Source organism: Arthrobacter sp. B10-11 (genome assembly GCF_033142195.1).
Taxonomy (GTDB): Bacteria; Actinomycetota; Actinomycetes; order Actinomycetales; family Micrococcaceae; genus Arthrobacter; species Arthrobacter oryzae_C.
The window spans coordinates 279,748-303,187 of record NZ_JAWMTH010000003.1; the positions used below are offsets into that span (position 1 = coordinate 279,748).

Genomic DNA, 23,440 nt, shown 5'->3' on the forward strand with positions numbered 1-23,440 from the left:
CGCTCCCGGTGGGCGGTGCGATGCGGGTCATGGGATCGGAAACCGAATACGGCATCCACGCTCCGTCGGCGCCCGGAGCAAACGCCACGATGATGTCTGCCCGGGTGATCCAGGCCTACGCCCAGCTGACCCGGCAACGGGCCGCGGGCGGGGCGGAAACCCGGTGGGACTACACCGACGAGGAACCCCTGCATGACGCCCGCGGGTGGACCCTCGAACGGAACCAGGCGGACCCCAGCCAGCTGACGGACCAGCCTCCGGTTCTTGACGCGGAGGCGGTGGCCCTGGCCTATGGACGGGAGGAACTCGAGCAGGACGGCGAGGACGAAGCCGGCTCACTCCTGATGAACATGGTGCTGGGCAACGGCGCGCGCCTCTACGTGGACCACGCCCATCCGGAATATTCCAGCCCGGAGGTGACGAATCCGGTGGACGCGGTCGCGTGGGATGCGGCCGGAGACATGGTGGCGCTTTCGGCGGTTCGCCGGATGGCCGCTGATCCGCAGCTTCCGCCCGTGAACCTCTACAAGAACAACACCGACAACAAGTCAGTGTCCTACGGCTCCCACGAGAATTACCTCATGCCGCGCGCGGTGCCCTTTGGCGACATCGTTCGGGGGCTGACGCCGTTCTTCGTCACCCGGCAGATAATGTGCGGCGCCGGCCGGGTGGGCCTTGGCCAGGACAGTTCCCGGCCGGGTTACCAGATCAGCCAGCGGGCGGATTTCTTCGAGGCAGAGGTGGGCCTGGAGACCACCATCCGCCGGCCCATCATCAACACCCGGGACGAACCGCACGCCACGGCGGACAAATACCGCCGGCTGCACGTGATCATCGGTGACGCCAACCTCAGCCAAGTTTCCAACTACCTGAAGTTCGGTACCACGGCCATGGTGCTCAGCCTGATCGAGGCCGGCCTCGCGCCACGCGTGGAGGTCCACGAGCCGGTGGCCGCCCTGCAGGCCGTCAGCCACGACACGGCGCTGAGCGCCACGATCCGGCTTCTGGACGGACGCCGGGTCACGGCGCTGGACCTGCAGTGGATGTACCACGAAGCGGCTGCCAAGCTCGCCCAGGACACCGGTGTGGGCGACGCCGTGGACGGTGACGGACATACCCATGCCCTCCTGGAACGCTGGGCTGCCACTTTGACGGACCTCGACAGTGACCGGACAGCCGCTGCCTCCTCCGTGGAATGGCTGGCCAAGCTCTCCCTGCTGGAGGGCTACCGGCATCGGGACGGCCTGGAATGGAACGACGCCCGGCTGGGCCTGGTGGACCTCCAGTGGGCCGACGTCAGACCCGAAAAGGGTCTGTACTACCGGATGCTCGCCAGGAACCGCATGGAGCGGATCGTCGACGACGAAACAATCGGCCGCGCGGTGACAGCACCGCCGTCGGACACCCGCGCCTATTTCCGCGGCCGCTGCGTCAGCAGCTTCAGCAAAGACGTCGTCGGCGCCAGCTGGGACTCGGTGATCTTCGACGTTCCAGGCCGCGGGCGGCTGCAACGCGTGCCCACCCGTGAGCCGCTCAGGGGCACTGAAGCACTCACCGGAGGCCTCTTTGCAAGGCATCAGGACGCCGGATCGTTCCTGGCAGAATTGCTCGGACAAACTCCGCCTCCGCCACCGGCATAAAGCACCCCACCACGGCTTAAGGCGTGGCAATATGGGCTTACAGGATGTCCCCTCTCATCAGGGGCGGATAGAAGGAGAAGGAAATGGCAGGCCAGGAGCAGCAGAAGCCGCAGTCACGCGAAGACGAATTCGACGACGACGCCCCCGCAACGCCGCCCGCATCCGGTGATGCCCAGGCATCGGCAGCCACCCAGGGTGTGGACGATCTTCTGGACGAAATCGACGGCGTCCTTGAATCGAACGCCGAGGAATTCGTCCGGGCCTTCGTCCAAAAAGGCGGCCAATAGGGCCCAGGCTGCCACCGCCTGAATGGAGGGACGGCAGCCCGGACGGCCGAAAAGACGTTGATCCACCACGTTGAAGGAGTGCATCAGTGCAGGACACCACAGCCAACCAGGTAGCTGCGAACGCCACGTCATCATTCACTGAACACCTCCAACGCAACAGGCCCGGCTTACTGCCCTTCAACCAGGCCGTGCCGGCGACCGCCGTAGCAGGTTCACAGCCGCTGCAGGTGCCGCATGCCACCACCATCGTCTCGATGACGTATGGCGGTGGTGTCCTGATGGCCGGCGACCGCCGCGCCACGATGGGGAACGTCATTGCGAGCCGGCACATTGAAAAGGTCTTCCCGGCCGACCGGTATTCCGTGCTGGGAATTGCGGGCACAGCCGGCATCGCCATCGACCTCACGCGGCTGTTCCAGGTGGAGCTGGAACACTACGAAAAGATCGAAGGAACGTTGCTGAGCCTGGAAGGCAAAGCCAACCGGCTCGGCGCCATGATCCGCGGAAACCTGCCCATGGCCATGCAGGGACTGGCGGTGGTGCCTCTCTTTGCCGGGTTCGACCTGCCTGTGGGCGTGGGCCGCCTTTTTTCCTATGACGTCACCGGCGGGCGGTACGAGGAACAGGAGCATCACGCGGTGGGTTCCGGCTCCATGTTTGCCCGCGGAGCCCTCAAAAAACTCTGGCGGCCGGGACTTACCGAAGAGGAAGCCGTAGCGGTGGCCGTTGAAGCGCTCTACGATGCCGCGGATGACGACTCGGCAACCGGCGGACCGGACCCCGTCCGGCAGCTGTGGCCGGTTGTCTACACCGTGGGCCGGACAGGTGCCCGGCGAATACCCGAGCATGATCTGGCCGCCGTCGCCGGCGCCATCATCGAGGCCCGGACAACGGCTCGGCGGGAGGCCTGATATGACTCAACAGTTTTATGTGTCGCCCGAACAGCTGATGAAGGACCGTGCGGACTTCGCACGGAAGGGTATTGCCCGCGGCCGCTCCGTCGTCGTCATCAGCTGCGAGGAGGGCATCGCCCTCGTCGCGGAAAATCCGTCGCCGTCGTTGCATAAGATCGGCGAGATCTACGACAAGATCGCCTTCGCCGCCGTCGGCAAATACAACGAGTTCGAAAGCCTCCGCCAGGCGGGAGTCCGCTACGCCGATGTCCGCGGCTACTCCTACGACCGTGAGGACGTGACGGCCAGGGGACTGGCCAGCGTCTATGCACAAAGCCTTGGTGCTGTGTTCACCGCCGAGCAGAAACCCTTCGAAGTGGAGCTGGCCGTGGCCGAGGTCGGGGAAAGCCCCTCGGACGATCACCTTTACCGGCTGACGTTCGACGGCTCGATTGCCGACGAAAAACGTTTCATTGTCATGGGCGGCCAGGCGGACAAGGTCGCCGAGACAGTGGAAGGCGGGTGGCAGCGGGAACTGAACTTCGCCGGTGCAATCAGGCTCGCCATGAAGGGGCTGGTCACCGACAAGGAAGCCGGCGAACTGCCCGCATCAGCCCTGGAGGTGGCGGTCCTGGACCGCGGTTCGGAAAGCGCCCGCGGATCCCGGCGGGCTTTCCGGCGCCTCGGCGACGACGAAATCGCCGCCCTGCTGTCTGAGGAGAACTGAAATGGACAAGCGCATCTTCGGCATCGAAACCGAATTCGGCATCTCTTACTCGAGCCCGGACTCCCGCCCGCTCGCACCGGAGGAGGTGGCGCGCTACCTGTTCCGCAAAGTGGTCAGCTGGGGACGTTCCTCCAATGTGTTCCTGACCAACGGTTCCCGGCTGTACCTCGATGTGGGCTCCCACCCCGAGTACGCGACAGCCGAGTGCGACGACCTGGGACAGCTGATCGCCCACGACCGCGCGGGCGAACTGATCCTGGACGACCTCGTGGATGAGGCGCAGGAGAGGCTTGCCGCCGAAGGATTCAACGGAACGGTCTACCTTTTCAAGAACAACACCGACTCCGCCGGCAATTCCTACGGAAGCCACGAGAACTACCTCATTCCCCGCCGCGGGGAATTCTCGAGGCTCGCTGAGATCCTCATTCCGTTCCTGGTGACACGCCAGCTTATCGCCGGGGCGGGCAAGATCCTGAAGACCCCGCATGGCGCCACCTTCGCCTTTTCCCAGCGCGCGGACCACATCTGGGAAGGCGTTTCCTCCGCCACCACCAGGTCCCGTCCCATCATCAACACCCGGGACGAACCCCATGCTGACGCGGAGTTCTACCGCCGCCTCCACGTGATCGTGGGCGACTCCAACATGTCCGAAACCACTGCCCTGATGAAGGTGGGCACCGTGGACCTGATCCTTCGGATGATCGAGGCTGGTGTGATCATGCGGGACATGCGGATGGAGAACCCGATCCGCAGCATCCGCGAAATCTCGCATGACCTGAGTGGACGGGCACTCATCCGCCTTGCCAACGGCCGGCAGCTGACCGCCCTGGAAATCCAGCGGGAGTATCTGAACAAAGTCACGGCTTTTGTCGCTGAGAACGGCGCCCACAACCGGCACGTGCCCGTGATCCTGGACCTTTGGGAACGGACGCTCACGGCCATCGAGAGCGGAGACACCAGCACGATCGACACCGAGATCGACTGGGCCATCAAGAAGAAACTCATGGACAGTTACCGGAACCGGCACGGGCTCGGGCTGGACGCGCCGAGGATCGCCCAGCTGGACCTCACGTACCATGACATTTCGCGGACACGCGGGCTGTACTACCTGCTGCAGGCCCGGGGAGCCGTCCGCCGCGTGGTGGACGACACCGCGGTCAAGGACGCTGTGGATGCCCCGCCGCAGACAACCCGGGCAAAGCTCCGCGGCGACTTTGTCCGCCGCGCCCAGGAGCTGGGCCGCGACTACACGGTTGACTGGGTGCACCTGAAGCTGAATGACCGCGCCCACCAGACGATCCTGTGCAAGGATCCGTTCCGCAGCGTGGACGAGCGCGTGGATGCCCTCCTGGACTCTATGGGCTGATACCCAGCTTCAGGGGCTATTCTGGATGGGGCCGTTTAACCGGTCACCGACTGCGTTGCCGTGCGCTCCATTCGCGGCACGCATCCATCTTGCCCCGACGAAAGTTCTTACGTGCGCCGACTACTAGCAATTCTCATTCCCGGACTGCTGCTGATCACCGCCTGCGGCGGATCGCCTGCAGCCCCGGAGCCCACCAGCCAGTCTGCTGGCGAGACCGCCAAGCTCGACTCCCTGAAGCTTACGGACAACGGGGACAAGAAGGCACCCGGAGTCGAATTCGACAAGCCCCTGGATGTCACGGAGCCCACCGTCAAGGTGGTCACCGAGGGCAACGGGGAGCGCCTTAAGGCCAACCAGATCGCTGACATCTCCATCCTCGCCCTCAGCGGCAAGGACGGCTCCACCCTCGAAGACACCTTCGCCAAGGACCCCGAGCCGCTGGAGCTGAACGATGACCTCAAGACCGGCAACGCCGTCATCTACAACGCGTTCGTAGGTGCAAAGATCGGCTCGCAGCTTGCCCTTGCCGTGCCCGGCCAGGCGGCCCAGGAGGGCGCCGAGGCCAGCCCCACGCAGCTGCTCGTCGTCAAGGTCCTGTCCGCCAAGGACGCCCCGAAGGTGCTGGACAAGCCGGAGGGTGAGACTGTGACGCCGCCCGCCGGCCTTCCCACCGTCAAGGAAAACGACAAGGGAATCCCGGAGATCTCCGTTGACGGCGTCAAGGCCCCCACTGAGCTTGTGTCGCAGGACCTCATCAAGGGCACCGGCCCCGCCGTCAAGGAATCCGACACCCTGACTGTCAACTACGTCGGAGTCACCCTCAACGGTGGCACAAAGTTCGACTCCAGCTTCGACCGCGGCGAAAAGGCCAGCTTCCCGCTGACCGGCGTCATCAAAGGCTGGACCCAGGGCCTTGCCGGCAAGACCGTCGGCTCCCGCGTACTCCTGGTCATCCCGAAGGACCTTGCCTACGGCGATGCCGGACAGGGCGAGGCCAAGGGCGATCTGGTGTTCGTCGTCGATATCCTCGGCGTCAAGTAAGCCATCCCGAGCTAGAAGCCAACCCACACTACAAAGGAGCAACCATGTCATTTGGACAACGCAACTTCGACCGCCAGAAGCCGGAAATTGACTTCCCCGAGGGCGACGTTCCCACTGAGCTCGTGATCACCGACCTCATCGAAGGTGACGGCGCCGAGGCCAAGCCGGGCGACACCGTCTCCACCCACTACGTCGGGGTCGCCTGGTCCACCGGCGAGGAATTCGATGCTTCCTGGGGCCGTGGCGCTCCGCTGGACTTCCGCGTCGGAGTGGGCCAGGTCATCCAGGGCTGGGACCAGGGACTGCTGGGCATGAAGGTCGGCGGCCGCCGCCGCCTGGAGATCCCCTCCGAACTCGCTTACGGCTCCCGCGGTGCCGGCGGAGCGATCGGCCCCAACGAAGCATTGATCTTCGTGGTGGACCTCGTCGGAGTCCGCTAAGCGGAAAACGGCCCGGCACCGGCCGGCCTGCCGTAGGGAGCGCGGTAACAATCGGAAGGAAATTTCCGGTTGTTGCCGCGCTTACGGCGTTAAGCCCCACCGGCTTTAGTAACGTAGCCAAGGTGTCCGCCTCACGTACAGAACGCCTCCTGAACCTGCTCATCGCGCTTCTCAACACCCGCTACGGCCTGCGGCGCGGTGAACTTCGCGAAAAGGTCTACCACGACACGAGCAGCAGCGAATCCACGTTCGGCCGTATGTTCGAGCGGGACAAGAGTGACCTCCGCCAGTTCGGCTTCGAGGTCGAGACGGTCATGGACCAGGGGTGGGGCTCCGATGATCCTGCCACAGCGCGCTACCGGATCGGCAAGGAGTCCAACCGGCTCCCCGACGTCGACCTGACCTCCGCCGAGTGCACTGTCCTCATCCTTGCTGCCCAGCTCTGGGAGCAGGCCGCGCTCGGCTCGGCAGCACAAGATGCCATGCGCAAGCTGCAGGCGGCCGGCGGGCTCGCTGAGGCCGAACTGCCGGCCGGCGTCCAGCCCCGGATCAAACCCGCCGGGCAGGCCTTTGAAGACCTGGTCACGGCAATGCACACCCAGCACCCGGTGAGCTTCACGTACCTTGCCGGGAGCACCGGCCGCGAAGAACTCCGGACCGTTGAGCCCTGGGGACTGGGAAGCCGCTTCGGGCAGTGGTACCTGGTGGGCTTCGACCGGGCCCGCGGCGCAAAGCGCTTCTTCCGGCTGTCCCGCTTCACGTCCGCCGTGGCCGTCGAAGAGAAGGATCGCTACTCCCCGCCGGAGGCATTCAATGTGCGGAAGGAACTGGACTCGCTTCCCGAGCTGCCTGTGCAGTCCGCGACCGTTGACGTGGCGGCGGGAAGGCTGCTCGGCCTGCGCAAGCGGGCACAGGAAGCCGGCGCGCCTGACGCCGCCACCGGCACGCCCGACGCCGGTTGGGAGCGGCTCCATGTTCCCTTCAGGGATGTTGAGGTGCTGGGCGAAGAACTCGCGTCCTACGGCCCGAACGTGGTGGTGGCTGCGCCGGCGGAACTGGCATCCGCTGTCCGGAGGAGGCTGCAGGCCGCCGCGGACTTTGCGGCGTTGCCCGTTCCCGCCGTAGATTTTCCGGACACCGTTCCGGCCAAGCGCCCGCGCAAGCGGACGTCCGAGGACCAGCTCAGGCGGATGCTTCAGCTGGTGCCGTTCCTGGTCCACAACCAGGGCCTGCATATCAGCGAGGTTGCTTCCAGTTTCGGCGTGACCCGGAAGGAACTGGAAGACGATCTGCGGATCCTGATCTGCTCCGGCCTGCCCGAGGGATACCCGGATGACCTCCTGGACATCCAGTGGGAAGATGACCACGTTTACATCACCCAGGACCTTGACCTCAATCGTCCGGTCCGCTTCACCGTGGACGAGGCCTGCGCCCTCCTGACGGGCCTGGAGACCCTCAACGGCCTGCCGGAGCTCGCCGAGGGGAGTGCGCTGGAGTCCGTCACCGTGAAACTGATGGCGGCAGCGGGGGAGGAGGGCCTGAAGGCGGCATCCATTGCGGGGCCCCAGGTGGGCCCGGCGAATTCCGCCCATCTGGCCACCATCCGGGACGCCATCACGGGCGGCCGGCAGCTGCACCTCACGTACTTTTCCGCGCAGCGCGACTCCATGTCCGAACGGGAGGTCGATCCACTGCGGCTCTACTCGCTGGACAACACCTGGTACTTCGAGGCCTACTGCCACAGCGCACACGGCCTAAGGAACTTCCGGCTGGACCGGATTGAGGCACTGGAACCGAACGGACGGCGCGTCACCGAAGCGGCCAGACCCGCCGAAGGATTCCCGGTCAAGCTGTTCACCCCGAACGACGACGACACCGTGGTCACCGTGGAACTGGCGCCCCAGGGCATCGGCCTCGCCGATGACTACTACGCCGAACGGACCGCGCCGCTTCCGAACGGCGGGCTGATTGCCGACATCAGGTTCGGGAGCACGGGATGGCTGCCCATGTTTGTTGCCCAGCACGGCGGCGCCGTCCGGATTCTCGCGCCCGCCAACCTGGCTGACGCCGCGGGGGATTGGATCCGCGCGGCCCTGGCCCGTTACGGCGGCTAGACTACTCAGCATGCCTTGGTGGTCTTGGATCCTGATCTGGATAGCGCTCGTAGCCGTCTCCCTGCTCTTCTATGTGTTGTTGGGAATCAGGCTGTTCAGGCAGTTCATGGCCACGGTCAGGGACCTGGGCGCTGCCGGCGAACGCTTCGGGGCGCCCCTGGCCAATATCACCGACCCCGCCCCCGGACTGGGGCCGGCCCCGGACGGTGAACCTGACAACGGGCACCGGGCAACGCCCGGCTCTGCAGTTTTTGCCTCGCCGATGCAGATGAGACATGATTACGTGGCGTCCAAATCCTCCCGCAGGGAAGAGCGCCGCCAGCGGCGCGTTCAGCGTAAAGCGGACCGTGGCCAGCCACAGGCGCTGCGCGACATCGAATTCAGTTAGACGTAGGATGTATTTCGAGGAAAGGACTTCCAGTGGGACGACTCTTTGATGGCCCTTGGCCCATCGTCATTATTATCATCGTGGCTCTGCTGCTGTTTGCCGCGCCCAAGCTTCCGGCCATGGCCCGCAGTCTCGGCCAGTCAATGCGGATCATCAAGTCCGAGGTCAAGGAAATGAAGAACGACGGCAAGCCCGAGGCCAAGGACGGCGACCCGGTCGAGGGAAAGATCGTCAACCACCCGCAGTCCCGGCCGCAGAACGGTGACGCCACGGGCAGCACCGGCAGTGCAGACGGCACGGACGTTCCGCCGTCGAACCGCGTTTGACCTGAAGTGGCACTGACGAAGGGCCGTAAATCCAACCCTGAGGGTCGGATGGCCCTGATGGATCATCTTAAGGAGCTCAAGAACCGGCTCGTTAAGTCCGCCATTGGCCTTGTCATCGGCGGCATCGGCGGGTGGATCCTTTACGATCCCGTATTGAGCGCCCTCAAGGAGCCGGTTGACCGGATTGCCGAGACCACGGGCGGCACGTCCTCCGTGAATTTCTCCAGCATTGCGTCTCCGTTCGACTTCAAACTCCAGCTCTCCCTGCTGATCGGCGCTGTCATCTCGAGTCCCATCTGGATCTACCAGCTGTGGGCCTTCATCACCCCCGGTCTTACCAAGAAAGAGCGGCACTACACCCTCGGCTACATGGCCGCGGCGGTGCCGCTGTTCCTTGCCGGCGTGTGGGTCGGATGGATGGTGACGCCGCAGGTGGTGCGCGCGCTGACCCAGTTCACGCCTGCGGGATTCTCCAACCTCATCGATGCGCGCGACTATGTGGATTTCGTCACGCGCATGGTGTTGTTCCTCGGCCTCGCGTTCCTGGTTCCCGTGGTCCTGGTGGGCGTCAACATGGCCGGAATCATCCGGGGCGAGACCATCCTGAAGGCTTGGCGCATCACGGTCTTCCTGGTGTTTGTGCTTGCTGCCGTTGCCGCTCCGGGCGCGGATGCCCTCTCCATGTTCCTGCTCGCGGGTCCGCTCCTTGCGCTGTTTTTCGCCGCAATCGGGCTCTGTATCTTCAATGACCGGCGCCGGGACCGGAAGGCCGCGAAGATCGCCGCAGAAACTGAGGCGACGGCCGACGTCGCAACGCCCGGCACGGAACTGGGGAAACTCTAGTCCCGCGCCCACTAGGCTGGAAGTATGTCCTCCACAACCGGGCCACAGTCGCCGTCGGAACTCTATCGGGCCAGTGCCGAGCGGACCGCCGAAGCCAATACATATTTGGGTAAATTCGTGCGGACGCTGGATTTCGAACTCGACGATTTCCAGCGCCAAGCGTGCAAGTCCCTTCAGCAGGGCAGGGGCGTCCTGGTGGCGGCACCTACCGGCGCAGGCAAAACAATCGTGGGCGAGTTCGCCATCTATCTGGCACTCCAGCGCGGCCTCAAAGCCTTTTACACCACCCCGATCAAGGCGCTGAGCAACCAGAAGTATGCTGAGCTGGCCGACAAATACGGCCCGGAAAACGTCGGCCTCCTCACAGGGGACACGAGCATTAACGGCGACGCCCCGGTTGTCGTCATGACCACCGAAGTCCTCCGCAATATGCTCTATGCGGATTCGGACACGCTGGATGACCTCGGCTTCGTGGTCATGGACGAGGTGCATTACCTCGCCGACCGGTTCCGCGGCGCCGTCTGGGAAGAGGTCATCATCCACCTGCCGAGCGAAGTCCAGGTGGCATCGCTGAGCGCAACGGTCTCTAACGCCGAGGAATTCGGGGCGTGGCTGGATACCGTCCGCGGGCACACTGACGTCATCGTCTCCGAGCACCGTCCGGTGCCGCTCTGGCAGCACGTCATGGTGGGACGTGAAATCGTGGACCTCTTCGCCGGCGAAACAACGTTCGACGAGATCGCCCCTGAAGGGGAGTCGGATCCAGCCGCCACGGCAATGACGGCCAACGTCTCCCTCGAACGGGGGTTTGAAGTGAACCCGGACCTGCTGGCGATGGCCCGCACCGAGAGCCAGATGAATTCACGGGCCCGCTTCGGCCATGGCGGACGCAGCCAGCGCCGCCAGCAGAACCAGCGCGGCGACAACCGCTCCCAGGCGCAGCAGAGTGCCGTCCGCAAGGCCAGTCGTCCCCAGGTCATCGCCAGCCTGGACCGGCAGGATCTGCTTCCCTCCATCACGTTCATCTTCTCCCGTGCCGGCTGCGACGCCGCCGTGGCGCAGTGCGTCTCAGCCGGGTTGTGGCTGACCACCGAGCGTGAACAGCGCGTTATTGCCAGCCGTGTTGATGAAGCGGCGCAGGACATTCCGTCGGATGATCTCGACGTGCTCGGGTTCTGGAGTTGGCGTGACGGCCTCCTGCGGGGCCTCGCGGCGCATCACGCCGGCATGCTGCCCACCTTCAAGGAGGTCGTGGAGAAGCTGTTCGTCGAGGGCCTGGTCAAGGCGGTGTTCGCCACCGAAACCCTCGCGCTGGGCGTCAACATGCCAGCACGTTCGGTGGTACTGGAAAAGCTGGACAAGTTCAACGGTGAAGCCCACGTTGGCATCACCGCCGGGGAATACACGCAGCTCACCGGCCGCGCAGGGCGCCGCGGCATCGACGTCGAAGGCCACGCGGTGGTGCTGTGGCAGCCCGGAACCGACCCGACGGCGGTCGCCGGCCTGGCATCGCGCCGGACCTACCCGCTGAACTCGAGCTTCCGCCCCACCTACAACATGAGCATTAACCTCCTGGCGCAGTTCGGCAGGCCCCGCGCCCGTGAAATCCTGGAATCCTCTTTTGCCCAGTTCCAGGCGGACCGTTCGGTGGTCGGCCTGGCAAAGCAGGTCCGGAGCAGGGAAGAGTCCCTGGCCGGCTTCCAGAAATCCATGACGTGCCATCTGGGTGACTTCACCGAGTACTCACGGCTGCGGCGAGAACTGTCCGACGCCGAGAACGCCGCTTCCCGCAGCACCTCGAAGGCCCGCAAATCCATCACGGAGGATTCGTTGAGCAGGTTGCTGCCCGGCGATGTGGTGGACGTGCCGACGGGCAGGGCGCCCGGCTTCGCTGTGGTGCTGGGCTCCGACCACACCTCCCGCGAGCCGCGGCCGGCTGTCCTGACCCTGGACAACCAGTTGCGAAGGCTCGGCATTCAGGACCTCGAGGGGCCCATCACGCCCGTGACCCGGGTCCGCATACCGAAGTCGTTCAACGCGAAGGTCCCCAAATCGCGCAAGGACCTGGCATCGTCGGTCCGCAACGCACTCCGGGAAAACCGGCCGCCCGCGCCCGGGAATACCCGGAACACTGATTTCGGCCGCGCCGCCGCCTTGCCGGACCAGGAGAAGAGGATTGCCGACCTGCGGCTGGCGCTGCGGTCCCATCCCTGCCACGGCTGCAGCGAACGGGAGGACCACGCGCGCTGGTCCGAGCGCTGGTGGAAGCTCCGCCGCGAAACTGACGGGCTGGTTCGCGAAATCCAAAGCCGCACCAATACCATCGCCAAAACGTTCGACCGGGTCTGCGATCTGCTCTCCAGCTACGGGTACCTGGAAACCTCCGATTCCGGGAGGGTCACGATCAACGCCGACGGACAGAAGCTGCGCCGTATCTACGGTGAGAAGGACCTCCTCATATCCCAGTCGCTGCGGCAAGGAGCGTTCAGCGACCTCGATGCCACTGAAGTGGCAGCCCTCGCTAGTGTGTTGGTTTTCCAGGCAAAACGGGAGGAGCGGGGCCTGCGGCCCAGGATGCCCAGCGTGTCGCTGGAGACCGCCGTGGACATCGTGGTCCGGGAGTGGTCCGTGCTGGAGGATGCCGAGGAAGCGAACCGGCTTCCCCTCACCGGCGAGCCCGAACTGGGGCTCGTCTGGCCGATCTTCAAATGGGCCAAGGGCAGGCACCTTCAGGAAGTGCTCAGCGGCACAGACCTGGCAGCAGGCGACTTTGTCCGGTGGGTCAAACAGGTCATTGACTTGCTGGACCAGCTGGCCAAGATCCCGGGCCTGGACCCGAGGCTTTCACGCCTCTGCTCGGAGGCCATCATCCTGGTCAGACGCGGCGTGGTGGCATACTCCACGGTGGTCTGACCCGCCGGTCCCGCCTGCACATACCTACTCACTTCAAGGCTGCTGAGGAGCAACACACACTATGACTGACGCACGGGCGGACCTGCCGGCCAAAGACCATAAAGTAACGCTGTACCGCAACGGTTCCGTCTACACCGCAGCCGACCCCTTTGCCACCGCCATGCTCGTGGACGGGGACACTGTGGCCTGGGTCGGTTCGGAGCAGGCCGCCACGTCAATAGCCGATTCGTCCATGGACATCATCGACCTCCAGGGCGCCCTGCTGGCTCCCGGTTTCGTGGATTCACATGTTCACCTGACTGAAACAGGCATTGCCCTCGATTCCCTGCAGCTCGGCGGCATGCGCTCAGCCGCCGACATCCTGGACGCCGTGGCTGCATCAGTTGCAGGCCTTCCAAGCGGTGGGAATGGCACTGTCCTGGGCCACGGCTGGGACGAAAGCGGCTGGGCCGACCAAGCCCTGCCAAGCCGTGAGGAGCTGGAGCGGGCGGCGGGCGGCCGGCACGTGTATCTCTCGCGGGTGGACGCCCATTCCGCACTGGTGTCATCCTCCTTTGCCGAGGCAGCGGGCCTGGCCGGCCTGGACGGCTTTTCGTCCGGCAGCCAGGTAAAGCGCCATGCCCACACGTCAGCCAGGCTCGCCGCGCGGCAATTGCCCGACGAAATACTGCGGGGGTATCAATCACGCGCCCTCGCGGAAGCCGCCGCCAACGGGTACGTGGCCGTGGCGGAAATGGCTGCGCCGCACATCGGCAGCACAGCCGACCTGCGGATCGCAGCGGGGTGGAACAGCCAAGGTGCCTTCCGGGACGCCGTGCCTGAAGTCCTTCCGTACTGGGGACAGCTCGCGGCGTCCGAGGCCGATGCCCGCACCATTCTCGACGGACTTGGGGCCAGCGTCCGCGGCCTCGCCGGGGACCTGAACATCGACGGATCCATCGGCTCCCGGACTGCTGCACTGAGAGACGACTACAGCGATGCTCCGGGGGAGCGCGGCAGCCTGTACCTTACCGTTGACGAAGCTGCCGCCCATGTGGCTGCGTGTTCGCTGCTCGGCATACAGGCCGGGTTCCACGTGATCGGCGACGCCGGACTCGACGCGGCGCTGGACGCCCTGGACCGTGCAGCGGCGGAAGTGGGGGAGCAGCGGGTCAGGGCTGCCGGCCACCGGTTTGAGCATGTGGAATTGGCCGATGCCGCGGCCATCGACCGGCTGGCAAAATATTCGGTCACCGTCAGTGTGCAGCCGGGCTTCGACGCTGAGTGGGGCGGGGCGGGGCGCCTCTACCAGGAACGGCTGGGTATCCGGGAGCGCGGAATGAACGCCTTCGCCTCCTTCTACGCTGCAGGAGTTCCCATCTGCTTCGGCAGCGACAGCCCTGTGACTCCGCTCAACCCCTGGGCCAGCGTCCGGGCCTGCCTTGAGCACAGCAACCCGGACCAGCGAATTTCGGCGCGGGCAGCTTTCCTCGGCCACACCAGGGCCGGCTGGCGCGCCGCCAGGTACCGCAATCCAATGGCCGGCCAACTGGTTCCGGGCGCCCCGGCAAGCTTCGCGGTCTGGGAAGTGGAGGAACTCATGGTGCAGGTGGCGGACGGCCGCGTGCAGTCCTGGAGTACGGACCCCCGGGCGCGTACACCTTTGCTCCCGGCGCTGGACACCGGAAGCGACCCCGTGTGTCTGCAGACAGTACGCGACGGGAAAGAGTTGTTCACAAACGGTTCCCTGCGGTCATAGACCGGAAAGCTCCCGGCGCGCCGTATGGTCCTGACCTGCGGCTATGACTAAACCCGCACGTCAAAGCCGGGTTGACACGGTGCGGGCCGTCCGTAGCATTGAGTCGCAACGGACGGTTCCACCATCGCGCGGTTCCGTCTGGCCACGCGACCCGCCGGCAGGATGCCCCGTTCGGACCTGACGACGGGCCACGCCGTGGCAGTCCAGGGGCAGGTCCACTGTGCAGCAGAAAACAGTTCCGCCGAGGCAGGCCGCATCCGGCTGGAACTGGCCCGAGGCATGTGGACCTGCCCGCGGCCTGCCCCCTAACGCGCCTGGGCAGCGCAAACTCCCTATAATGGTGACTTGCGCCTTAAGCCCGGCACTTCTGTTGTGCTTCCTGGCGCGTGACCGCTCCCATCAAGGAAAGGGCCTCGCTGTGCGTGTCCTCACCATCATCCCCACCTACAACGAGCTGGAATCGTTGCCCAAGACACTCGCGCGCTTGCGTGCGGCCGTTCCGGCTTCCGATGTGCTGGTGGTGGACGACAACAGCCCGGACGGCACCGGACAGCTGGCGGACCGCATCGCTGCCGAAGACAGCCAGGTTCACGTACTGCACCGCCAAGGCAAGGCCGGACTGGGCGCCGCCTACATAGCCGGCTTCAAATGGGGCCTCGAAGCCGGGTACGACATCCTTGTGGAAATGGACGCGGACGGTTCACACCAGCCTGAGCAGCTGCAGCAGCTTCTGGACGCCGTGGAAGAGGGCGCCGACCTGGCCATGGGTTCACGCTGGGTGCCGGGAGGCAGCGTGGTCAACTGGCCGCTGTACCGGCAGGCAATCTCCCGGATCGGCAGCACATATGCCCGGCTGATGCTGGGACTCAAGATCAAGGATGTCACCGGCGGTTACCGGGCCTTCCGGCGGACGACGCTTGAGAAGCTCAACCTGGACCAGGTGGACTCCGTGGGCTACGGGTTCCAGGTGGACCTCGCCTGGCGGGTGGCCAAGATGGGCCTGAAGATTGTGGAACGCCCCATCACCTTTGTGGAGCGCGAGCTCGGAGCCTCCAAGATGAGCGGCAACATTGTGGTGGAAGCCATGATCAACGTCACCAGGTGGGGGCTCGCCGCCCGCTGGAATAAGCTCACCCGCCGGGGCTCAGCCTCTTAGCCCGGCCCCTCAGGACCGGGCTGCACCCATCATGTCCGGGACAACAAAAGGGCCGGGCCCGTAGCCTCTCGCGGAGGGTACGGGCCCGGCCCTTTCTTTAGGCTACGACGCCACGTTGCTGAGCCGTATTAAGCTGAACGCCGTTCGCCGCGGCGTTCCCGCAGAATGGTCAGGCGGTCTTCGAGGATCTGCTCGAGCTCGGGCAGGGAACGGCGTTCCAGAAGCATGTCCCAGTGCGTACGCACTGCCTTCTCGTTGCTGTTGATGGGGCGTTCGCCGTCCACGAGCAAGGCTTCCTTGCCGGTCTTCGAAACCCACACCGGAGGAATCTCGGCTTCGGAGGAGAAGGTAACGAAGACCTGCTCGCCGTCCTCGCAACGGTACTCAACCCGCTGGCGCGGAGCCGGCTCAACACCGGATTCGGTCTCCATGCTCTGTGCGCCAAGACGCATGCCCCGGAGGCTGCGATCGCTCATGATTTCTCCCTTTGGTCGGTTCGCGGAGTCAGGCCCCGCGCTAGCCGGGGCAGCACACGCCACGGACTACTGTTTGCACTGCACTGCATCTTTAGACACAACGCTCTGCCAAGCTTGATTGTTCCAGCAGGTCTGAACCAGCCGGACAAATATACTATTATACGGGGTCCGGCCCGGGCCCGTAAAGCCGGGCGCCTGTCGCGGGCCGGAACACGGGAGGCACCCGCACCTGCGGATGCCTCCCGAGACCGGTCCTGCGAGGTTATTACAGCGGCAGCCGCGGCTCGTCGGCCCGGGTGCCGCCCGATGCGGCGTCAGGGCCGGCGTTGTTACCGGCCTCAGTTCCGCCGTCGAAAAGGCCGCCTGTCCGGGGGTCCGGATTGGTGCCGCCGAGCGCGTTGCCGATGCCTTTCAGGGCTTCGCCGACTTCGCTGGGGATGATCCAAAGCTTATTGGAGGAACCTTCGGCCAGCTTGGGCAGGGTCTGCAGGTACTGGTACGCCAGGAGCTTCTGGTCCGGGTTGCCCTTGTGGATCGCGTCGAAGACCTTCTGGATGGCCTGGGCTTCGCCGTCAGCCCGGAGGATGGCGGCCTTGGCGTCGCCCTCCGCCTTGAGGATGGAGGACTGTCGCTGGCCTTCAGCGGTCAGGATGGCCGACTGCTTAGTTCCCTCGGCGGTCAGGATGGCGGCGCGGCGGTCGCGTTCTGCCCGCATCTGCTTCTCCATCGAATCCTGGATGGAGTGGGGCGGGTCGATGGCCTTGAGCTCCACACGGGAAACGCGGATGCCCCAGCGCCCCGTCGCTTCATCCAGGACGCCGCGCAGCTGGCCGTTGATCTGGTCTCGGGAAGTCAGGGCCTCTTCAAGGTTGAGGCCGCCAACCACGTTTCGAAGTGTTGTGGTGGTGAGCTGTTCCACCGCCTGGATGTAATTCGCAATCTCGTACGTGGCCGCCCGCGCGTCGGTGACCTGGAAATAGACCACTGTGTCAATGGAGACGACGAGGTTGTCCTCGGTGATGACCGGCTGCGGGGGGAACGAGACGACCTGCTCGCGGAGATCCAGGAGCGGCAGGAGCCTGTCCACGAAGGGAATGAGGATGGTGAGGCCGGGGAGCAGGGTCCGCTGGTATTTGCCGAGCCGCTCGACGACGCCGGCGCGGGCCTGCGGGACGATCCGCACCGACCGGACCAGCACTATTATTACGAACGCAACAAGAACCAGCAGCACGATTGCGACTGCGATATCCATACATCACCTATTCCCCAGTTATGTGCCTTGCCATGGTGCGGCTGCTCTGCCGCGTGACCGGTGCCAGTGGCGGCTGCCGGAAAATTGTTCCTGCCTACGTTTGCGTGTACTGCTTGCCTGCCGGCACTACTGGACGGCCGTTTCCGGCTGCGGCGCCACAACCGCCGTCGCACCTTCAATGGCGGATACAACGACCTTCTGCCCGGCGTTCAGGACTCCGTTTTCGGAGCGTGCGCTCCAGACGTCGCCGCCGATCTTGACCAAGCCGGAGGAGCTGCTGACGGTTTCCATGACGAGGGCGGATTCGCCGATCAGGCGGTCGATGTTGGTGCGTTGTTCAGCGGGGCCCTTCTTCAGGTGCTTCAGCGCAACGGGTCGAACAAAGACCACCATGAGCAGGGAAACAACGCAGAAGACTACGATCTGCAGCCAGAAATCGGCGCCGGCGAAATCAGCCAGCAGTCCGGCCAGCGCTCCGCCGCCGAGCATGATGAAGAACAGGTCCAGCGTCAGCATCTCCACGACGGCGAACGCCAGGAATACGGTGAGCCACAGCGCCCACCAGTTCTCGCCAAGCCACTCAAACATGCCTACCCCCTTCGTCCCGGGAGCTGCGGAAGCAGGCCCTCAGTAACTGTTCTTCCATCCTAGACCGAAGCCATGGGGCGCAGGAGGGGACTGTTGGGCACGTTTGGAAAGTAGTCAAGTCGTTATGCGGACGGCTGCCGCAGGGGCACGAAAACGCTCATTCGGAACCTGGCCGAGACCTTGGTGACGGGCGGCAGTGTGCCAACGAGGGCTTCCAGTGCTGCCGGTTCCAGATGATGGCCGGCGGGCCCCATGAGCGCGAGGTGGCCGACGTCGTCGGGTCCGAGTCCCAGTTCGAGGTCCAGTTCCCGGCTGGAGTGCGCCGCGAAGTGACCCTCCAGGCTGCTCGCTAGCCGTTCCTCCTTGGCCGGCTCAATGCCGAGCATGCCGGCCTGGTCCGCGATTTCCGCGAGGTGGCCGGGCCGCGGGGTCACCACAATCAGCCGCCCGCCGGGACGAAGCACCCGGGCGAATTCCGCGGCGTTCCTCGGGGCGAAAACCACCGTGACAACGTCGACGGCGGCGTCCGCGACCGGAAGCGGCTGCCAGACATCGCCGACCAGGTTAACGGCGTCGGGATTCATCCGGGCCGCGCGCCGCAGCGCGAACTTGGAAATATCCAGACCGATGGCACGGGCAGGGACAGCGGCCAGCAATGCGTGCAGGTAGTGCCCGGTTCCCGTTCCGGCATCCAGCACCGTGGGCTGCGGCCCGCGCAGCGCGGGACGGGCCAGTTCCGCGACGGCCTCGGCCAGGGGCCGGTAGTGCCCCTTGGACAGAAAGTCGAAGCGCGCTGCCACCATGGCGGCGGTATCGGCCTCGAAGACAGTTCCCTTGCCCACCAGCATGTTGAAGTAGCCCTGCCTGGCTGCGTCGAAGCTGTGGCCCTCAGGGCAGGTCAGCCGGCTGCCGCCAGGAGCCGCGAACAGAGTCAGGCTGTTCCGGCAGACGGGGCACAGGAGGGAGCGGACGGCGTCGGAAAGCATGCTCCCCATCCTAGGGGCCGCCGGCGCGGCAGCCTCCCGGGATCCCGGCGGCACCCGGCGGGCCGCAGCTGGACACGTGAGTTGTTTCACAGGCCGTTCGCGAGCGGTTAGGCTCACAAGCGTGAAACCTGAAGATCTGCCGCTGCTGAAGTCCGTTTCCGCCCCGGCCGCCCACCCGGACGGCACCAGGGCCGTGGTTTCGGTCATCCGCCCTGATTTCGATGCCGACAGCTACGTTGGCCAGCTATGGACTGTGCCGCTGGACCCGGAGAAGCTGCCACGCCGGCTGACCCGCGGCTTCCGGGACACAGCGCCGGCATTCTCGCCGGACGGGCTGGTGCTGGCATTCCTCCGCGTCACCGCCGACGGCAAACCGCAGCTTCACGTTGTGGAGGCAGCCGGCGGCGAACCGCAGGTCCTGACCAACGCCAGGCTCGGCGTCTCCTCCTTTGCCTGGTCGCCCGATTCGCACAGCATTGTCTTCGGTGCCAGAACGCCCGACGACGGCCGGTACGGCACGCTGGACGGCGTGTCCGCCGGCGCCGAGGAAGCAAGGCTCATTACGGACTATAAATACCGGATGAACGGCGTCGGCTACACGGCGGACAAGCCCGTCCAGCTGTACATCGTGGACGTCCCCGAGCTGGACGAGGAACCACGTGTGGCGCCCGCGGGCCGCGCCTTGAAGGCCCGCAAGGCAGCGCAAGGCGCGTTATCGAAAAACGGCCCCGAGCCCGATTCAGCCAAGAACGCAGAAGACGCAGCCGCCGACAGCCTGCTCCCGCAGGCCCGCCAACTGACATTCGCGGCGACAGACCACAGCGGTGAATCGTTCAGCACGGACGGACGCTTTGTGTACTTCGTCGCCGCCCTCCATGAGGGCAGCGACCACGATCTTGAGGCCGGCATATACCGTGTCAGCGTCTCGGGAGGAGAGCCCGAAGCCGTCAAGGCAACCAACAGCGGCCGGCAGACGGTCGCCGCGGCACGCCAGTCCAGGGACGGGAAGTGGCTGTTCTTCCTTGCCCAGGAACTTGGCCCGTCCGGCCAGGACTTCGTGGCACGGAACACTGCCCTCTACGTGATGCCGGCGGACGGCGGGGAGGCGGGCATCCTTAGCGACGTGGAAACGATGGACCTCGCCGGAGGCGCCGGGGGACTGGAGCTCCGCGGCCCGGATTCGGTGTTGCTGCTCAACAACGCGCAGGGCACGGTGGAGTTGCTGGAGTTCGGGGCGACGGGCAACCACTCGCTTCTGGTCCATGGCGACCGGGTGGTCACCGGCGCCGCCTCCGCGGGCGGCGGCCCGGTGGTGGTCAGTTTCTCGGATGCATCCACAGCGGGGGACGTCGCTGCCCTGGAGGACGGCCAGCTGAGGCTGCTGACGGATTTCTCGGCGGAGCTTCGCCTGCGGGCCGAGATCATCGAACCGCGCGAGCTAACGTTCAACTCGGCCGACGGCTATCCGGTCCACGGCTGGCTGGTACTGCCGCCCGGGAAAGGACCGCACCCCGTCCTGCTGAACATCCACGGCGGGCCCTTCGCGCAGTACACCGTGGCGCTGTTCGATGAGGCCCAGGTGTACGCCGCCGCCGGCTACGCCGTGCTCATGTGCAACCCCAGGGGTTCTGCCGGTTACGGCCAGGCCCACGGCCGGGCCATCAAGGAAAAAATGGGGACCGTGGACATGCAGGATGTGCTGTCCTTCCTCGACGGTGCCCTGGCCAAGTTCCAGGAGCTCGACGGCGGTGCGCTCGGAATCATGGGAGGTTCGTACGGCGGATACCTCACGGCGTGGACCATCAGCCAGGACCACCGTTTCAAGGCAGCCATTGTGGAGCGCGGTTTCCTTGATCCGGTGAGCTTCATCGGATCCTCGGATATCGGCTGGTTCTTCGGCGGCGAATACACCGGCAGCACGGAAGAGCAGATGGCGGCACAGAGCCCCATGGCAACAGTCCGCAGCGTGCGCACGCCCTCACTGGTCATCCACAGCGAAGAAGACCTCCGCTGCCCGGTGGAACAGGGCCAGCGGTACTTCACGGCACTGAAGCAGCAGGGTGTGGACGCCGCCTTCCTCGTGTTTCCGGGGGAGAACCATGAGCTTTCCCGGTCCGGCACCCCGCACCACCGCAAACAGCGCTTCGAAGAGCTCCTGCGGTGGTGGGCCCGCTACCTGCCCACCCGGGCCAACCCTTAGTCCGCGGGTACGTCCGGCAGGAACCCCAATTCCTGCCGGGCGAGCCGGATGTCCGGATGGGCCCAGCGGAGGCCGTATTCTGCGTTGTTGCTCAGGGAGCGCAGCTCAGCCTTGTCGATATAGAGAATGCCTTGCAGGTGGTCGGTTTCATGCTGCACGATCCGCGCCTGCCAGCCGGAGAATTCCTGCTGCCGCACAGCCCCGTCTACGTCGGTGAAATCGAGGCGGACGGACTCGTGCCGCGCCACCACTGCCTGCAGGCCCTGGAGTGACAGGCAGCCTTCGTAAAACTCCGCCGCGCCGCTCCCCACGGGCGTGTACGACGGGTTGATGACCGCGAAGAACTCCAGCGGTGACCGGCGGCGGACGGCGGATGTTTCGGCGTCGACGTCGTACTGGTCCTCGAGCACCGCGAGCTGCAGCGGGATGCCCAGCTGCGGGGCCGCCAGGCCGACGCCCGGAGCGGCATGCATCACCTCGCGCATCAGTGCAATGAGTGCCGAGAGGTCTGCGCTGTCCAGCTGGCCGTCGTACGCGGCTGCCTGCTGCCGGAGTACCGGATGGCCGGCCTGGACGATGGGGGGAAGCACTTCCGCGGCAAGGATCTCCTGGACTGTTTCCCGGATCCGGGCGGCGCTGAACGGCGTGGGGTTCGCGACATGAAGCATGGGAAAAGCCTAGTGTGCTCCGCAGGCAGCCGAGACGAACTCGTAAATCTGCCCCTTCAGGGCAGTGTCGGCGGCCACCTTGAGCGCCCCGCGGCGTCCGCCGACAATGAGGTGCACAGGCAGCAGGGTGCCTACTTTGTCCTCCGCGACGGCATGCGGATCACATCGGGCCGGCCGTATGCGGAGACGGAATTCTTCGGGATCCCCGCCGGCAACCACCCTGACACCCCGCGGCCACGGACTGTCCGGGACTTCAGCCAGGAGTGTGGTGCCCTCGATGCTTTCGATGGTCAAGGCGTCCGGTGTTCCTTCCCGTACTCCGCGCGGCGTCACCTGAAGGCGTACGACGGCGGTCCGGCCGTCCGCCGCCACCTCCAGTTCCGGGTCGAGGTCTATCCGGGCGATCTGGCCGGCATCCTGCGCGAGGCACAGTTCAGAATGATTCCGCGCCAGGACGCCGAAGGGGTCTGCGGCGGGGAGTTTCACCTCACTGGTTGTGGAACCAGCGCGCACGGACACCGTGATGTCGGCCGGTCCCGCGTCTGCGGAGGTGCCCGCCTCGCCGTCCGTCCCGGAGATGCTGCAGGAGGGCGCCGGGAGCGTGGCCGGAAGGCTCTTGGTCTGGCCCGGCGGCACCTCTGTGCCCTGTGGCTCATTGGCCCACCTGGTACCTGCCGGGAACAGGGCACTCGACACCTCGGCGTTGAAGACCGTGACGGGCGCCGAGGACGTGTTGCTGAGCTGGATCTGGATGATCTTTGTCCCGTAGTTGTCCCTGAACTGGTTGAGTTCGGCACTGAGCGCGGGCGCCTGCGGTTCCGGATTGCAGCCCTGTGCCGTTGCCCCTGCCACCAGGGCAGCAAGTACGACGGCGGCTGCCGCTGTCCGCCGTCGCCTCCCTTGGGCTGCCCCGTCCATGCCAGCAGTCTAAGGGCCCGCTGAATCGGGGGCCGGCCGATGAGCTACCCTCGTTCCATGACTGAACAGACGCCGCTCGACTGTGTCCTGGGATTCGTGCGTGCCATTGAAGCCGGCGGCGGCGCAGCAGACGTGGAGAGCTTCCTTGCCGAGGGCTTCACCCTGGTCGAAGCGCCGCATGTGCTTGCCCCGGAAGGATCCACGCGCACCCGTGAGCAGGTGCTGGCCGGGGCGGAGCAGAGCCGCCATGTGGTGTCCCGGCAGCGGTTCGAGGTCCGGCGGACCACCTGCGAAGGCAGCCGCGTGGTGCTGGAAGTTGACTGGTCGGCCACGCTCCTGATGGACCTGCGCTACTGGGACGCCGGCGAAACCATCCGGGCCCGCACCACGTCGGTGTTTGAGGTCCGGGAAGGCCGGATCGCCAGCCAGGACAGTTACGACTGCTACTTCACCGGTGACCCAGACATGGAATGAACAGGG

At 65.5% G+C, this 23,440-nt stretch carries 22 protein-coding genes; 16 read left to right on the forward strand and 6 right to left on the reverse strand.

Going from position 1 to position 23,440, the window contains the following annotated elements:
• The first annotated feature begins 20 nt into the window (after window positions 1–20).
• The 14 genes from dop (at window position 21) to RW112_RS11275 (ending at window position 15,872) form a co-directional block, all read left to right on the forward strand.
• Window positions 21–1,640 carry a depupylase/deamidase Dop gene (gene dop / locus RW112_RS11210; protein ID WP_317782188.1) on the forward strand — a complete coding sequence of 540 codons (1,620 nt, stop codon included), beginning with the start codon at window positions 21–23 and terminating at the stop codon, window positions 1,638–1,640.
• Between the two features lie 83 nt (window positions 1,641–1,723).
• Window positions 1,724–1,927: a ubiquitin-like protein Pup gene (locus tag RW112_RS11215; protein WP_317781832.1), complete on the forward strand. Its 204-nt coding sequence runs from the start codon at window positions 1,724–1,726 to the stop codon at window positions 1,925–1,927.
• A gap of 86 nt (window positions 1,928–2,013) precedes the next feature.
• Window positions 2,014–2,838, forward strand: coding sequence for a proteasome subunit beta (prcB, locus tag RW112_RS11220; protein ID WP_317781833.1), 825 nt, complete (start codon window positions 2,014–2,016; stop codon window positions 2,836–2,838).
• 1 nt (window position 2,839) lies between these two features.
• A complete protein-coding gene (gene prcA / locus RW112_RS11225; protein ID WP_305941099.1) occupies window positions 2,840–3,547 on the forward strand; it encodes a proteasome subunit alpha in 708 nt (235 codons plus the stop codon).
• 1 nt (window position 3,548) lies between these two features.
• Complete coding sequence (gene pafA / locus RW112_RS11230; protein ID WP_305941100.1) at window positions 3,549–4,913, forward strand: Pup--protein ligase; 1,365 nt, start codon at window positions 3,549–3,551, stop codon at window positions 4,911–4,913.
• A 111-nt stretch (window positions 4,914–5,024) separates the two neighbouring features.
• The gene (locus RW112_RS11235) at window positions 5,025–5,954 is read left to right on the forward strand and encodes an FKBP-type peptidyl-prolyl cis-trans isomerase (protein ID WP_317781834.1); all 930 of its coding nucleotides are present in this window, start codon (window positions 5,025–5,027) and stop codon (window positions 5,952–5,954) included.
• A gap of 44 nt (window positions 5,955–5,998) precedes the next feature.
• Complete coding sequence (locus RW112_RS11240; protein ID WP_028269209.1) at window positions 5,999–6,394, forward strand: FKBP-type peptidyl-prolyl cis-trans isomerase; 396 nt, start codon at window positions 5,999–6,001, stop codon at window positions 6,392–6,394.
• A 122-nt stretch (window positions 6,395–6,516) separates the two neighbouring features.
• The gene (locus RW112_RS11245; RefSeq protein ID WP_317781835.1) at window positions 6,517–8,508 is read left to right on the forward strand and encodes a helix-turn-helix transcriptional regulator; all 1,992 of its coding nucleotides are present in this window, start codon (window positions 6,517–6,519) and stop codon (window positions 8,506–8,508) included.
• 10 nt (window positions 8,509–8,518) lie between these two features.
• The gene (locus RW112_RS11250) at window positions 8,519–8,896 is read left to right on the forward strand and encodes a hypothetical protein (RefSeq protein ID WP_317781836.1); all 378 of its coding nucleotides are present in this window, start codon (window positions 8,519–8,521) and stop codon (window positions 8,894–8,896) included.
• A 32-nt stretch (window positions 8,897–8,928) separates the two neighbouring features.
• Window positions 8,929–9,222 carry a Sec-independent protein translocase subunit TatA gene (tatA, locus tag RW112_RS11255; RefSeq protein ID WP_317781837.1) on the forward strand — a complete coding sequence of 98 codons (294 nt, stop codon included), beginning with the start codon at window positions 8,929–8,931 and terminating at the stop codon, window positions 9,220–9,222.
• Window positions 9,223–9,270: 48 nt separating this feature from the next.
• A complete protein-coding gene (gene tatC, locus RW112_RS11260) occupies window positions 9,271–10,065 on the forward strand; it encodes a twin-arginine translocase subunit TatC (RefSeq protein ID WP_317781838.1) in 795 nt (264 codons plus the stop codon).
• A 24-nt stretch (window positions 10,066–10,089) separates the two neighbouring features.
• Window positions 10,090–12,978, forward strand: coding sequence for a DEAD/DEAH box helicase (locus RW112_RS11265; RefSeq protein ID WP_317781839.1), 2,889 nt, complete (start codon window positions 10,090–10,092; stop codon window positions 12,976–12,978).
• Between the two features lie 61 nt (window positions 12,979–13,039).
• Window positions 13,040–14,716: an amidohydrolase gene (locus RW112_RS11270; RefSeq protein ID WP_317781840.1), complete on the forward strand. Its 1,677-nt coding sequence runs from the start codon at window positions 13,040–13,042 to the stop codon at window positions 14,714–14,716.
• A 418-nt stretch (window positions 14,717–15,134) separates the two neighbouring features.
• Window positions 15,135–15,872, forward strand: coding sequence for a polyprenol monophosphomannose synthase (locus RW112_RS11275; RefSeq protein WP_317781841.1), 738 nt, complete (start codon window positions 15,135–15,137; stop codon window positions 15,870–15,872).
• Between the two features lie 128 nt (window positions 15,873–16,000).
• Here the strand turns inward: RW112_RS11275 and RW112_RS11280 are convergent, their stop codons facing one another.
• From RW112_RS11280 to RW112_RS11295, 4 genes are all read right to left on the reverse strand, one after another.
• A complete protein-coding gene (locus tag RW112_RS11280; protein WP_011692034.1) occupies window positions 16,001–16,348 on the reverse strand; it encodes an RNA polymerase-binding protein RbpA in 348 nt (115 codons plus the stop codon).
• 265 nt (window positions 16,349–16,613) lie between these two features.
• Window positions 16,614–17,600: an SPFH domain-containing protein gene (locus tag RW112_RS11285; RefSeq protein ID WP_317781842.1), complete on the reverse strand. Its 987-nt coding sequence runs from the start codon at window positions 17,598–17,600 to the stop codon at window positions 16,614–16,616.
• A 126-nt stretch (window positions 17,601–17,726) separates the two neighbouring features.
• Window positions 17,727–18,188, reverse strand: a complete 462-nt coding sequence (locus RW112_RS11290) for an NfeD family protein (protein WP_305941109.1) — start codon at window positions 18,186–18,188, stop codon at window positions 17,727–17,729.
• Window positions 18,189–18,310: 122 nt separating this feature from the next.
• The gene (locus tag RW112_RS11295) at window positions 18,311–19,174 is read right to left on the reverse strand and encodes a methyltransferase domain-containing protein (RefSeq protein WP_317781843.1); all 864 of its coding nucleotides are present in this window, start codon (window positions 19,172–19,174) and stop codon (window positions 18,311–18,313) included.
• Window positions 19,175–19,295: 121 nt separating this feature from the next.
• On the opposite strand from RW112_RS11295, the gene RW112_RS11300 reads away from it, so the two are divergent.
• The gene (locus RW112_RS11300; RefSeq protein ID WP_317781844.1) at window positions 19,296–21,374 is read left to right on the forward strand and encodes a S9 family peptidase; all 2,079 of its coding nucleotides are present in this window, start codon (window positions 19,296–19,298) and stop codon (window positions 21,372–21,374) included.
• Here the strand turns inward: RW112_RS11300 and RW112_RS11305 are convergent.
• Together RW112_RS11305 and RW112_RS11310 are read right to left on the reverse strand one after the other, a co-directional pair.
• Window positions 21,371–22,042: a peptide deformylase gene (locus RW112_RS11305; protein WP_317781845.1), complete on the reverse strand. Its 672-nt coding sequence runs from the start codon at window positions 22,040–22,042 to the stop codon at window positions 21,371–21,373. The two genes, RW112_RS11300 and RW112_RS11305, sit on opposite strands and share 4 nt — an antisense overlap.
• Before the next feature lie 9 nt (window positions 22,043–22,051).
• Window positions 22,052–22,960, reverse strand: coding sequence for a hypothetical protein (locus tag RW112_RS11310; RefSeq protein ID WP_317781846.1), 909 nt, complete (start codon window positions 22,958–22,960; stop codon window positions 22,052–22,054).
• Window positions 22,961–23,017: 57 nt separating this feature from the next.
• Between RW112_RS11310 and RW112_RS11315 the strand changes: the two genes are divergently transcribed.
• Window positions 23,018–23,434 (forward strand): nuclear transport factor 2 family protein, encoded by a 417-nt coding sequence (locus RW112_RS11315; RefSeq protein WP_317781847.1) that lies wholly within the window; start codon window positions 23,018–23,020, stop codon window positions 23,432–23,434.
• Window positions 23,435–23,440 lie beyond the last annotated feature (6 nt).